The organism is Sphingomonas sp. PSPC2-2 (genome assembly GCF_049897725.1).
Lineage (GTDB): Bacteria > Pseudomonadota > Alphaproteobacteria > Sphingomonadales > Sphingomonadaceae > Sphingomonas.
Map to the genome: position 1 here is coordinate 161,024 of NZ_JAFCWU010000005.1, position 14,166 is coordinate 175,189.

General features: G+C 61.7%; 7 protein-coding genes. 3 read left to right on the top strand and 4 right to left on the bottom strand.

The window, feature by feature from the left end; all coding sequences use genetic code 11:
* Nucleotides 1-55 precede the first annotated feature (55 nt).
* Nucleotides 56-2,179 (top strand): putative bifunctional diguanylate cyclase/phosphodiesterase, encoded by a 2,124-nt coding sequence (locus tag ACP7BY_RS11095; RefSeq protein ID WP_426288143.1) that lies wholly within the window; start codon nt 56-58, stop codon nt 2,177-2,179.
* A 27-nt stretch (nt 2,180-2,206) separates the two neighbouring features.
* Here the strand turns inward: ACP7BY_RS11095 and ACP7BY_RS11100 are convergent, their stop codons facing one another.
* From ACP7BY_RS11100 to galA, 4 genes are all read right to left on the bottom strand, one after another.
* A complete protein-coding gene (locus ACP7BY_RS11100) occupies nt 2,207-2,860 on the bottom strand; it encodes a PAS domain S-box protein (protein WP_033963662.1) in 654 nt (217 codons plus the stop codon).
* A 143-nt stretch (nt 2,861-3,003) separates the two neighbouring features.
* Nucleotides 3,004-3,615 carry a response regulator transcription factor gene (locus tag ACP7BY_RS11105; RefSeq protein ID WP_033963663.1) on the bottom strand — a complete coding sequence of 204 codons (612 nt, stop codon included), beginning with the start codon at nt 3,613-3,615 and terminating at the stop codon, nt 3,004-3,006.
* A 768-nt stretch (nt 3,616-4,383) separates the two neighbouring features.
* A complete protein-coding gene (locus ACP7BY_RS11110) occupies nt 4,384-4,644 on the bottom strand; it encodes a pentapeptide repeat-containing protein (RefSeq protein WP_171010598.1) in 261 nt (86 codons plus the stop codon).
* A gap of 304 nt (nt 4,645-4,948) precedes the next feature.
* On the bottom strand, nt 4,949-7,444 hold the full coding sequence (galA, locus tag ACP7BY_RS11115) for a beta-galactosidase GalA (RefSeq protein WP_231564921.1): 2,496 nt from the start codon (nt 7,442-7,444) through the stop codon (nt 4,949-4,951).
* A 503-nt stretch (nt 7,445-7,947) separates the two neighbouring features.
* Between galA and ACP7BY_RS11120 the strand changes: the two genes are divergently transcribed.
* On the top strand, nt 7,948-10,860 hold the full coding sequence (locus ACP7BY_RS11120) for a glycoside hydrolase family 31 protein (protein WP_310065477.1): 2,913 nt from the start codon (nt 7,948-7,950) through the stop codon (nt 10,858-10,860).
* A 340-nt stretch (nt 10,861-11,200) separates the two neighbouring features.
* Nucleotides 11,201-14,089: a TonB-dependent receptor domain-containing protein gene (locus tag ACP7BY_RS11125; RefSeq protein ID WP_033963667.1), complete on the top strand. Its 2,889-nt coding sequence runs from the start codon at nt 11,201-11,203 to the stop codon at nt 14,087-14,089.
* Nucleotides 14,090-14,166 lie beyond the last annotated feature (77 nt).

Genomic DNA, 14,166 nt, shown 5'->3' on the forward strand with positions numbered 1-14,166 from the left:
CCTTGCGGATGGCTGCGTCGCCTTCGCGCGCCGTGTCACCGCGCGGGATATGAGCATGACCAATATCGGAACCAGGATTGCACGGCTGCAGGTGCTCGGTGCCGCGCTGTTTTTTGCGGTGGCGGCGCTGGTCGTTGGCGGGATGCACCAGACCAGCGTGGCGATGGAGCAGAACCTCGAGGACATCCGCCGTGTTTCAGCGGTGATGGAAGTCGCTGATCTGATTTCCGAAAATCGCGTGGCGCAGGCTTCGTTGCTGCTTGAGGACGGGCAGGCTGCGCGCGCGCTGTTGGCGAAGCGCACCGGCGCGCTAACCGTCGAGCTGGCGCGCTTATGCGCCCTGACGCCGCCCGGTCCACTCAGGCCGATGGTCGATGCCATGGAGAAGGATTGGGACTCATATCAAAAGGCGCAGCAGCGAATGATCGCTATGGACGGGGATGGGCATGCCGCTGACGCGCTTGCCCTTTTCCGCGGGGAGCTACAGAAGAAATACCTCGATTTTGACCGGCAGGCGGATTTTTTGGCCGGCCAGTTTCGTGCCAATGCCGATCGATCCGGGCAAATGGCGACCGGGGTGGCGCACTTCGTCGCGGTGTTTGTACTGTCGTTTTCGGCCGTTGGTTTCCTGGCCCGCTTCCTGGTTCAAATCTTTATTCACCGCCGGGTGGTGCGACCGTTGGTCGACATTACCAAGTCGCTGACGGCACTGGCGTCGGGCAAAACCGACGTCGTGCTGGTTGGCGGCGAGCGGCGTGACGAGATCGGCGCGATGGTGCGGGCGCTGGATGTGTTCCGCGCCCAGGCTCGGCTGATCGAGGCGGAGCATGAGCGGACCCTGGAGGCCCAAGCCCGCGCCGAGCGATTGGCGCGGCACGACTCGTTGACCGGTCTGCCCAATCGGCGCTTCTTTACGGAAGTTCTTGGGCGCATCACTGCGAACGCAGAGCATCCCGCAGCCGTAATGATGATCGATCTGGACCGCTTCAAACCAGTGAACGATATCTATGGGCATGATGCCGGCGACCTCGTGCTGAGCGAGCTCGCGCAACGTTTCATTGCCCACCGCGATGAACTGGGAACGGTCGCCCGGCTTGGCGGAGACGAATTTGCGGTAGTGTTCCCCTCTTCGAACGATCGCAGCCATGCCGCGCGCGTTGCCCAATTGCTCAGCGTCATCATTTCCCGCCCGATTCAACTGGAAGATGCCGTGGTCGAGGTGGGCGCGGCGATCGGCATCGCGCTCTTTCCGCACGATGGGACAAGCCCGGCCGCGCTGCTGCGAGCTGCCGATCTGGCAATGTATCAAGCCAAGACCGGTGGCCAAGGACGCTATCGTTTTTTCGATCCGTCGATCGAAGACAATGTCCAGGCACGGGCCGCGATGCACATCGACGTCCGGCGTGCGGTTGTCGCCGGAGAAATTGTCCCTTACTATCAGCCTCTTGTGGCTATAGATGGAGGCGGGCTGGTTGGTTTCGAGGTGTTGGCGCGTTGGATCCATCCCGATTGTGGAGTGGTTATGCCCGATGCGTTCATTCCGGTGGCGGATGAAATCGGCGTGCTGACCGACCTTACCTATCGTTTGTTGGAACGGGTTTGCCGGGAAATTCGGGAATGGCCCGACACGCTGACCTTTTCCATTAACTTGGCGCCGAGTCAGTTGCGCGATCCGCAGATTGCGTCGCGACTGATTGCCATCCTGGATCGCTACGGCATCGCACCGCAGCGGATCGAAGTGGAAATCACCGAAAATGCCCTTATCACGGACTTTGGTGCGACCAAGAAGGTATTGAGCCGCCTCCAGAAGCACGGCATCCGCATCGCGCTTGACGATTTCGGGACCGGTTATGCCAGTTTGAACCATCTGCGCGAATTCAAGTTGGACAAGATCAAGATCGATCGGTCCTTCCTGCGCGGGCTCGACCGAGGCAGCAAAAACGAGGGAATCGTGCGCGCCATGATTACGCTCGGGAAAAGCCTTGATCTGGCGATCACCGCCGAGGGCATTGAGGAGATGAGCCAGTGGGCGCATCTGTCGGAATGGGGATGCGATTTTGGCCAAGGCTATCTGTTTGGGAAGGGCATGCCGGCCGGAAAGGCGAAGGCCCTGATCTCCACCGGCGCGCGCGGGCTGAAAGGTGCTCCACGGTCCCCGCTTCGCGTGGCCCAGTTATAGCCCTGAACGCCGTCGCCGACCGCAGATTCAGTCTTCGAAGATTGTGCGCAGGCGTTGCAGCAGGTCCCGCGCGCGCAAGGATTGAGCGCTGGCATCCTTTACGAACCCGGTGATCGTCTCGGGCGAAGAACCCGCCATCAGCGCGATTTGGGCAGCGGCTAGAAAATTGGTCATCGCGGTCATCGGTTGGTTCAGTTCATGCACCAGAAGCGCGACGGTGTCGTCCGATCCAATCGCGTTCGCATCACGCTCGCTCGCCTGCGCGGCATGTGCGCCGTTGCCAAGCCAATCCGAAAGGGTTTGCAAAGAGCAGGCAAACACCCGTTGCCCTTCAATGACCACCTTACTCACCAGCGCGGCGACCGGAATTTCATAACCGTCGCGGTGGCGCGCCATGAAGACCCGACTTTGCGCGACTCGTTCGCCGTCCAGGCTTCCCGCATACTCCGCGATGGTCCTATCGTGGATATGATGATATAGTTGGGGTATCAATTCGTTGATGTTCTGGCCCGGCGCGGTCTTGCCGTCAAAGCCGAACAAAATCTCGGCATGATGATTGGACGATCGCAGGATTCCGCAATCGTCGATCACCATCATCGGAAAAGGGACAATGGCCAGGATGGATCGCGCGATCGCATGATCGCCACCCATGGGCTTATCCGATTCTCGTGCGCCGTTCATCACCGGTCGCTTATAGCTCCGCGATGCAGCGCACCATACATCATATTGGAGCGTGTGTCTGGAACAGATGACACCGCACCGATAGGCGCGATTTTGCGACCCTTGAGCCGAGGCCCCCGCAATTCAAACAATGCGCGGGCGGGTCAATCCACGAGCCCGGCTGCAAAAGCGATGCGCAGCGCGTCGGGTAGGGACCGGACGTGGAGCTTGGTCATCAAGTTGGCGCGATAGACCTTGACCGTGCGCGGGCTGATGTCGAGTTCGTGCGCGATGACCTTGTTGACCTTCCCCGCGATCAAACCCATCAAAACATCGACTTCGCGCGGGGCCAGGCGCGCGATCGATTGCTGTGCGGCAAGGACGCGTGCCGCGTCCGCTTCGACCTTTTGCAAGCGATCATAAGCACGCTCGATGGTGGTGATCAGCGAACCGTGATCATACGGTTTTTCCAGAAAATCGATTGCGCCGGCTTTCATCGCCTCAACGGCCATGCTGATATTGCCATGCCCAGTGATAATGACGCAAATCAGGGGCAAATCGCGCGCGCTAATGGCGGTCAGTACGTCGATCCCGGACGCGCCGGTCATATGCACATCGAGCAGCACGACTCCGGGTTCGAGGGTTTGTGCCGCCGCCAGAAATTCGTCGCCCGAACTGAAGGTGCTGATGATGAATTCAGAGCGCATGTTGAGCAAGGATTGCAGCGATTTACGCACCGGTTCGTCGTCATCGACGATATAAATCTGTTTTAACATGGCTACCCCGCTGGCCGTGGCGAAACTGTTTCCTGAAGCCCTTTATCCCCACGTGGGAACGGCGGCGCGCGGATCACGCCTTGTGCCGGGCAGTCAGAAGAAACAAACTCTCCGAAATAAACGTGATTGATCGAGAGCGATCTATCTTGCGGTGCAGCAATATTGTGCAAATGCACATTGGAGATTTTGACGTCTCCCACGCCGTAAAATGTTCGATCTGAGCGTGATAAAGGTACAACAGATTCGACCCGGCGTTTACGTCGGTGAAATGCACGGACCGAGGACACTTCTCGTAAAACCACATTTCACTATTACACCTAAAAAAAACGCTTTCCATAGCAAAAATGGATGATGCCGTTGGCCAAAAATGGGATTTACTTTAAGGATAAAACTGCTCCCGCGGAGGGTGATCTCACCGTTCAAGCATAGCCAGTGGCCCCGCCGGTTAACTGGGCAGGCCGTTCCTTCCACGACCGCGTTCGTTGATTTCCGGACGCGGAGCTGCAGGACCACCGCGCCAGATTGGGAAGTTTGTCCTTGCGGCTTGGGAGGCATGATCCCGTTCTGAAGGGTGGGTTTGGCTTGCCCGGGATGCCAAACCGAAGCGCTGGCCAGTCACTTGCCGATATGATCGGGCACGGGCGTAGCAGGGGGTTGGGTATCGCAATGTGACTGCCCAGAAACAGCCCTTCGTTCGTCGGGCGATATACGGGTGACCTGACGCCTTGGGTGGAAAGCTGTCGTTGGCCGCGCCTCTGCCGAAGCGGGTCACCAGTGGGGTTTTTCGCCTGCCGCCAGTTCATAGCCATGGTTGTAAGCATCGGTGAAGTCGGCACCTTCCATCTTCGCGCCAGTGAAAATTGTCGCGCAAAGTGCCGATCCCCGAAAGTCAGACCCGGAAAGATCAGCGTCGGTAAAGTCGCAAGTTTTCACGTTCGCGTGGACGACAGCGTTCTTCAGAGAAGCGTTGCGGAACGACGCCGTTACAAAACAGTCAATAATCTCAATATCGTCAAGAATTGCGCCCACGAGAGCGTCCGATCCATCATCGCCAATATCTAAGTTGTGGAAACGCCTCTGCCCCGAGGCATATCTACACAGTAGCTCCGACTGTGTTATATCTTCGTGCACGACTATCATGCCCGCAGCTATATGCTGCTTTGCCCGCCCCTCCAACCCGCCTTTGGCGCGCGATCCATCGCACTGCGATGTTGCGTGTAGCTAAATCGAATGTCCGCTATTGGGCGTGATCCGACGCTTGGCACTCGACCCGGCACGTTGCGCCATTGCGCAATGCTGCGCACGCCCAACGCAGCCATGCCAGTATCTCCTGCTACGTCTTGCGGGAAGCCGCTACTGCTGAACGAAGCGGCGCTTTCTGCGCCTGAACGGTCAGTGTTGCGGGGACCAGCGGCATGCCCAGCGCTCCGCTTTCCGCTGCCTCGATCAGAATCGCGCCGCTGCGTTTGCTCGACTGGACGATCACTTGTGCCAGTCCGTTGAACAGCGACCGCTCGCTCCCCTTGTCGCTCTCCAGGCAATTGGGATTGCCGTTGCCGACGCCGATCAGCTTGCCCGCTCCGGACACGCGGAAGCCGAGTTTCTGACTGGCGGTTGGCACCGGACGCCCGCGCGCATCGAGCGCTTCGATCTTTATCAGCGCGACGTCCTCGCCATCGGCATCGATCGTCAGCCGGTCGGCGGTCAGGCGCAGTGACCGCGCCGGGCCGGTTGTCTCGCGCCGCTGCGTCATCACGACGCGCCCCCCACGCCGCCCGCGCGCCTCGATCACGCCGGGCTGATATATGGCTTTCCACGCGACGTGCCCGAGGTGCGGTACCGTCTGGCTGCCGAGGCTGCGACCATTGACCAGCAGTTCGACCTCATCAAGGTTGGAATAGACCCAGATGGCGAGTTCATCCCCCTCGCGGCCCGTCCAGTTCCAGTGCGGGAAAAGGTGGAGCGCCGGCTCCGGACGCCACCATGCCTTGTAGTAATGGAAATAATCCTTCGGAAAGCCGCACATGTCGACGATGCCGAATTGCGAACTGATCGACGGCCATCCATACGGGGTCGGCTCGCCGCGGTAATCGAAACCGGTCCAGGCGAAGCCGCCCGCCAGCCACTCGCGCGCGCCGTAAACGCCCCACCATTGTTCGGGCGTTTCGCCCCAGGGGACCACGCCGTCATAGCTGTTGACGGTGTTCCGCGCCGGGTCGCTGCTATATTCCCCGCGCGTCGAGATCGCGCTCGACGTCTCCGAGCCGAACACCGGTCGGGTCGGATGCTTGCGATGGAATTCGTCGGGCAGCTTGAGATTGTAGTTGAAGCCGATGATGTCGAGCGGGTCGGACACGCCTTGCTCGTTATTGCCGTTGACCGCAGCCGATACGACCCGCGTCGGGTCCAGCGCATGGCAGCGCCGCACCATCGCTGCGGCGATGGCGCTGCCTTGCTTGGCCATGTCGCCCGATTGCAGCAGCCATTCCTCATTGCCGATCGACCAGATGATGATCGAGGGTGAATTGCGGTAGCGCTTCACCATCATTTCGAGCTCCTGCATTCCTTCGGCATTGGAGCTCATCTGGCGCGTCTCGCACATCAGCATGACGCCCATGCGGTCGCACGCCTCGACCCATTCGGGTGTCGGCATGTTGTGCGAGGTACGCACCGCATTGCATCCCATCTCCTGCAGGACGGACAGGCGAAAGGCCTGTAATCGATCGGGCAATGCCGCGCCGACGCCGGCATGGTCGTGATGGTTGCAGGTGCCTTGGATCTTGAGCGGGCGGTCGTTGAGGAAGAAACCGCGGTCGGCCGTGAAGCGCGCGCTCCGCACGCCGAAGGTCAGCCGCTCGGCATCGCGCACCGCTGCACCGCTCAGCACTTTTACGACGGCCGAATAGAGATAGGGCTGGCCGGGTGCCCAGCGCTGCGCGATCGCGATCGTCGCGCTGGCGGTGAAAAGGGCTGAGGTGCCTGCAGCGATGTGCTGCACCGGCGTTGTCGCCGTCGCGACCGTCTGGCCGGCTGCATCGAGGATCGTCCATTCGACCGCGGTGGCGGTCGCCTGCTCGCCCTCATTCTCCACGACCGTCGCCAGTTCGAGCGCGGCACCGTCACCATTTGGCGTTGCGCGTACGACGCTGTCCCATTTGCCGAGATGGAGCGGGTCGATTTTGCGCAGCCAGACGTGCCGGTAGATCCCGGCTCCTTCATAGAACCAGCCATCGCCGAAGCTCGCGTCGACGCGCACCACGACGCAATTGCTGCCGCCATAGACGAGGAAATCGGTCAGATCGAAACGGAACGGCGCATAACCATTATCGTTGCGGCCGATGAAGCACCCGTTGACCAGGACGATCGCGTCGCGCAGCGCGCCATCGAACTCGATCCAGATGCGTCGGCCTCGATCGCTTTCGGCCACGTCGAACAGGCGACGATACCAGCCGACGCTGGTCTCGGGATAGCGCCGACCGAGCGGTTTATAGCCGTGCGAGCGCAGCTTGCTGTCGCCCTCGCCGCCCTCGTCGTTGACGAAGGGCAATTCGACCGCCCAATCGTGCGGCAGGTCGATCATGCGCCAGCCACCGTCATCATAGGCGGCCTTGGCAATCTTGAAATCGCCGGTCTTGGCGAAGTCGGCCTGTCCCGCGCCATAGCCGAAATCCTTGGCGGGATCGCTCGCATGGCCGAATGCAAAGCGCCAGCCAAAGTCGAACAGGGACTCTTCGCGCGGCGATATCCCCGTGTTCGGGCGCTGCTTGGATGCGGTCGTGGGGACAGGCGCAGCCATGCTGGCGGTTGGCAGCAGCGCGGCTGCCGACATCACCAAACCGTCTCCTATAACTTCTCGACGAGAGCGATCATGCATCAGAATTTCTCCGCGCCCGTAGCTTTGCGTCCATTGCGAAGGTCGCGCCGTTAAAGCGTCCCACGTCGCGCCAGATGAGAAAGCGTAGGGCAACCAGGCGAGAACCGCCAGATCTGTCGCCTCGTAAAGGCAGGCAAACGTGTCGGTGCGCGAAGCCGCAGCAGTGGAATGATGTGCTTTTCTTGTAGGAGTATTGACTCTGGATGCGTAGGCTGCCCTCAACACCAAATGCCGGGCGAGCGGCGGGGGGAGGGATGATGCGGACACTGTCGAGCGTGGTGGGCTGTGCGGCACTGCTCCCCTGCCATGCTGCTCCGACGGCGGTTCCACGCGTTGCGCCAGCAAAAACGCAGGGCGCGGTCGTGAGGGTTATACCCCGAGCTATGGTACTTCCGGGAGATAGATCTGCCATGCGATCATTACACCGACTATTCGCGACCGTACTACTGCCGATGTCCGTGCCGATCCCTGCCGCCGTTCTGGCGGCAAGCCCGGCGCTCGCGCAGTCGGTGGCGGCACCGACTGGCCTCGACCCGCTCGGGCAGATGCAGTTGGCGGCACCGGCATCGGACGCGGCGTTCCACTATCGGCGGCTGCGCGGCGGCGTGCAGTTCATGCTGGGCGGCGTCACCAAATCGGTGATTTTCTACGCACCGGGCGTGGTGCGGGTGAACGCCAATCTCGGCCAATCCTATTGGACGCAGCGCAGCCTCGTCGTGATCCGCGAGCCCGGCGCGGTGCCGTTCACGCTGCGCGAAAGCGCTGACACGCTGGAGCTCGTCGGGCAAAAGCTGCGCGTTGCGATCGACACGCACACCGGCGCGGTGCGCTATTATGACCCTTCGGGTCGCTTGCTGACGCGGGAGAAGGACGACGCGCCGCAATCGATCGACAAGCGGATCATTTCCAACGCCCCGACCTATGAGGTGGAAAATCGTTTCACGCTCAAGCCCGATGAAGGCATTTACGGCTTCGGCTTCACCAGTGACGACGAGATCAACCGGCGCGGCAAGGATCTGCTCCTCGTCCAGACCAATGTCGGCATCATCATCCCGGTGATGGTCTCGACCGAGCGGTACGGCGTGCTGTGGGACACCTATTCGCAGATGCGCTTCAAGGATGATGCCGATGGCGCGCGGTTATGGGCGGAAAGCGCGCCGGGCGGCGTCGATTATTACTTCATGGCCGGCGACACGATGGACGGGGTCGTCGGTGCCTATCGCTGGTTGACCGGCGATGCGCCGATGTTCCCCAAACAGGCGTTCGGGCTGTTCATGAGCAAGGAGCGCTACCCGACGCAAGAGCGCATCGTCGATGTCGCGCGGGCGTTCCGCAAGGAAGGCTTTCCACTCGATTACATCGTGCAGGACTGGCAATATTGGGGCAGCGACAAGGACGGAAGCTGGTCGGGCATGATCTGGGACCCGAAGCGCTATCCCGACCCGGTGGCGATGAGCCGGGAAATTCATGATCTGCACATGAAATTGATGGTGTCGATCTGGCCATCGGTCGGCGACGACACCGCGCTCGCGCACGATCTCGATCGGTATGATCTGCGGTTTGCACCGGAACACTGGATCTCGAAGCACGCGCGCGTCTACGACGCGTACAGCCCGAGGGGCCGCCAGATCTATTTCAAATACGTCAAGTCAGGCCTGCTCGACAAAGGCGTCGATGCGCTGTGGATGGACGGCACCGAGGTCGAGGTCAGCTCGGCGATGTGGAATCCGGTCGACAATGTCCGCGACACCAAGGCGCTCGGCCGCAATGCGATGGGCGATTTTACGCGCTATCTGAACCCCTATTCGCTGCTGACCACGCAAGGCACCTATGACGGCGAGCGCGCGACCGGCGACAAGCGCGTCTTCACGCTGACGCGTTCGGCCTGGGCGGGGGCACAACGCACGGCGGCGGCATCCTGGTCGGGCGACATCTATGCCAATTGGAAGACGTTCGCACAGCAGGTGTCGGGCGGTCTCAACGTCACGATCACCGGCAATCCGTATTGGACGCAGGACACTGGCGGGTTCTTCGTCAGCGATTTTCCCGGTGGCGAGAAGAACCCGGCATGGCGCGAACTGTTCGCGCGCTGGTTCCAATATGCGACCTTCAACCCGATCATGCGCGTGCACGGCACCAACGTCGAACGCGAGCCATATATCTTCAAGACGCTCGATCCGGCGGTGTACAAGACCCTGCTCGACAGCGTGCATCTGCGCTATCAATTGCTGCCCTATATCTACAGCCTGAGCGCACAGGTGACGTCCGCTGGCTATACGCTGATGCGCGCGCTGCCGATGGACTTTCCGGACGATGCCGCGACGCGCAACATCAATGACAGCTTCATGTTCGGATCGGCGTTTCTCGTCCATCCGGTGACGCGGGCGATGTACAATATCCTGCCCTCGGAAGCGGGCACCGTGCCGACCGAGTGCTTGCGCACTGCCGACGGGAAAGCCGGGTTGAGTGTGCAATATTTCGTCGGCGAGGATTTCGAAAAGGCGGGCGGCGTGGTGTCCGATGCGAAGATCGACCACACCTGGCCCGATCCGCCGCTTGCCGAACTGCCGCCGGGCCTGACCTCGCTTAGCCACTTCTCCGCACGCTGGCAGGGCGAGTTGATCGCGCCTGAAGATGGCGAGTATGAGATCGGGGTGACCGGCAACGATGGTATGCGGCTATTCCTTGGCGGCAAGCTGGCGATCGACGACTGGAAGCGCAGTGCCACGCGCTCGCGCGTGGTGCGCTACACGCTCAAGCAAGGCGAACGGCTGCCGGTGCGGCTTGAATTCTTCCACCCCGAGGGCGGGCGCGTCTTCCGTTTTATCTGGCGCACCCCGAGCGAGCTGAAGCGGGATGCCGCGATCCTGAGTGCGCCGCGCGACCTGACCATGCGGACCTACCTGCCGCGCGGGAACGACTGGTATGATTTCTGGACCAACCAGCGCTACCCCGGCGGCGTGACCGCTGCCCGCGAAGCGCCGCTCGACGTAATTCCCCTCTATGTCCGCGCCGGGGCGATCGTCCCGATGGGGCCCGTGCTGCAATATGCGACCGAGCGGCCCGATGCCCCTTATGAGATCCGCGTCTATCCGGGAGCGGACGGTCGCTTCACGCTCTATGAAGACGACAACGAGACCTATGCCTATGAGAAAGGGCAGTCGGCGCAATATGATCTGGTGTGGGACGACGCCAAGCGGACGCTGATGATCGGCGCGCGGCGCGGGGCCTTCCCCGGCATGGTGCGGCAACGGACGTTAAAGGTCATCGTCGTCGACCGCGGGGGTGACGAAAGGGCTGGGCAAGAGGATACGCGAACCCTCCGGTATGACGGAGGTGCGGTCAGTCTCCATTTCGATCGCACGGGTTGAGGCAACCCGCTAACCGTGCCGGAAGGCGCACGGCAACAGGACGTTGCGCGTTCCCAAAGATCGCTCGACCGCACTCTCGCGATACCCGCGGGCCTGCCGGGAGCCGACAAGCTGAATCAAATCTCGCTCCGTTTTGAAATCCTGCAAGCGATTCCAACGCTTAAAAACGGGTATCAGTGGTCCAATTCCGGGGAGTTTTTTTATAGTTACAAATTAACCACACTGCCAATGAAACGACCTGTCGCTTTCATTGCCCCTTGCGGCAACCGTGCCGATTGTTTCACCATCCTGTCATAAACCCGGAGAGGATGTCGCAAAGACGACAAACGGGGAAACAATCATGCTCAAAGCTATCTCGCCTTACTATCTCGGTGCCGCCATTGTTGCGCTCGCGGCCGGCATTTCGACCGCTCCAGCGTCCGCGCAAATCGCGCCCGGGAGCGCGGCTGCCTCCGACCAGGATATTGTCGTCACCGGATCGCGCATTCGCCGCAGCCCGCTTGACCAGGACAAGCCGGTCGTCACCGTCGATCAGGCCGCGATCGCGCGCACTGGCCTGAGCTCGGTCGCCGACGTGCTGCAGCGCTTGCCGAGCGCCGGCGGGGGGCTCAACACCAAGGTCAACAATGCCGGCAATATCGGTGGTCCGCCCGACGGCACCGGCGTGAGCTCGGGCGCGGCGGAAATCGACCTGCGCTATCTCGGTGCCAAGCGCACGCTCGTGCTGGTCGACGGCCTGCGCTACGTCAACGGTTCGTCAGCGGGTGGCATCCCGGCATCGGTCGATCTCAACGAGATCCCGATGAACTCGATCGAACGGATCGAAGTGCTGCAATCGGGCGCGTCGCCGCTCTACGGCACCGATGCGGTGGCCGGTGTGGTCAACATCATCACCAAGCAGGCGCAGAAGGGGCTGCAGGCCAACGCCCAGTTCGGCACCTTCCGCCAGGGCGACGGCCATACCCAGAATTACGAGCTCAGCTACGGCATCCAGAAGCCCGAAAGCGGCACCTCGGTCGTGTTCGGTGGCTATTACACCAAGCAGGAAGCGGTCAGCACCGGCAATCGGGCGATTTCGCAATTCCCGGCGTCGGGGGCGGTGTCGTGCCAGGATCCGGCCTTTGCCGCGACCGGTGGTGTCGGGTGCAGCGGCTCGCCGCCGCTCGGGCGCTACCGCGTGCTGGGCCAGAACCTGACGCTCAAGGCACCCGTCGTCGGGCGCACCACGACGCTGGCCGATTTCAAGACCTTCACCGATGCCGACCGTTTCAACTTCGCCCCGTTCAACTATCTGCTGACACCGTCGGAGCGCTACGGCGGATTCCTGAACTTCAAGCAGGCGCTGGGCGACAGCGTGAACATGCGGGTGAAGCTGGTCTATAACCACCGCCATTCGACCACCGAGGCGGCGTTCCTGCCGCTTGTGATCGGGCCGGGCGCGGGCAACGGCAATTTGCTCGACCGCATCTCGGTCGATGCCAGCAATCCCTACAATCCGTTTGGCGTCACGCTGTCCTCGGGCGTCAACCTCGACGGCACGCCGTCGGGCGTGCCCGCCAATTACGTCGCGATCAATCGTCGCTTCGTCGAGGGCGGCCAGCGCGTCTTCACGCAGGATGTCGATACCTTCTCGGGAACGGTGACGCTCGACGGCTCGTTCCACATCGGCGACCATAAGTGGTTCTGGGATGCGAACGCGGTCTATGGCCTCAACGACGCGCACCAGCTCTTCACCGGCAACGTCAATGCCGCCAAGCTCGCACAAGCGCTCGGGCCGGTATCGCAATGCACCGGTGCGTGCGTGCCGTTCAACATCTTCGGCGGGGCGACGGTCGGCGGCGCGGGCTCGATCACCCCGGCGATGCTCGCCTTCGTGACCTTCAACGAGCGCGACAAGAGCCAACAGGAGCTCAACGATTTCAGCGCCAACCTGTCGGGCTCGCTGTTCACACTGCCCGCCGGCGATGTCGGCCTGGCGATCGGCTATGAACATCGCGATCAGGGGGCGAGCTACGACCCCGATCCCGTCATCGTCGCCGGGCTCGGTGCCGACGTGCCGACCCAGCCAAGCCGCGGCCGCTTCAACGTCAACGAAATCTATGGCGAGCTTCGCGTCCCGATCCTGACCGACACGGCGTTCTTCCAGAAACTCGAATTCGACGGCGCGGTGCGCCACTCGAACTATTCGACCTTTGGCGGCAACACGGTCTTCACCGCGTCGGGGCTGTGGAAGCCGGTTTCCGACCTGCTGTTCCGCGGCGGCTATGCCGAGAGCCTGCGCGCGCCGAGCATCGGCGAACTCCACGCCGGTGCCTCGCGGTCCGACCAGACGATCCAGGATCCGTGCACCAGCGGCCTGGGCGGCTCGTTCCAGACGAACGCGACCGTGAAGGCGAATTGCATCGCCAATGGGGTGCCCGCGAACGGCAGCTATGCCGAGCCGGCCGGCCAGATCGGCGTCTTTTCGGGCGGCAACATCAACCTCAAGCCCGAAACCGCGAAGACCTGGACTGCGGGGGGCGTCTACAGCCCGTCCTGGGCACGTGGCGGTTTGGCCAGCGTGCTTAGCCTCGAGGTCAATTATTACGCGATCAGCCTGAAGAACGCGATCGACTCGGCACCGGCATCGCTGATCCTCTCGCGCTGTGCGTTCAACGCCGATGCCGCGAGCTGCGCGCTGATCAAGCGCACGACCGTCGGCACCATCGCATCGGTCGGTGCCGTCCTGCAGAACCTGAACTCGATCAAGACCAACGGACTCGACGGCACCTTGCTCTATCGCACCCCGCGGTTCCGCGGCGGCACCGCTGGCCTCAGCGTCAATGCCGCATATCTGCTGAAATATGACGCGCTGCTGCCTACCGGCTTGCAGAAATGCGTCGGAACCGAGCGTTGCCTGTCGGTCGATCAGGCCTTTCCTCGCTTCAAGCTCAACAGCACGGTCGACTTCGCGACGCCGTATTTCGGGGCGTCGTTCACCGGCCGCTACATCAGCGCCGTCACCGAAAGCGATGCGACCAAGCACCGCATGACGCCAACTTTCTATGGCGATGTGCAACTGTATCTGTCGGCAGACTGGATGCAAAAGTTCAAGCTGGTCGCAGGCGTCAACAACGTCTTCAACAAGCAACCGCCCGTCTGCATCACTTGCGACGGCGCGAACTTCGACACGACGACCTACGATGTGCCCGGACAGTTCGGTTATTTGCGGCTGTCATACGGCTTCTGAGCCAACCGGCCACCTGGCCGATGAGTCCTGCGCGGTGTTCTTCACCGCGCAGGCACAGCCCCACGAAACGATCTGCA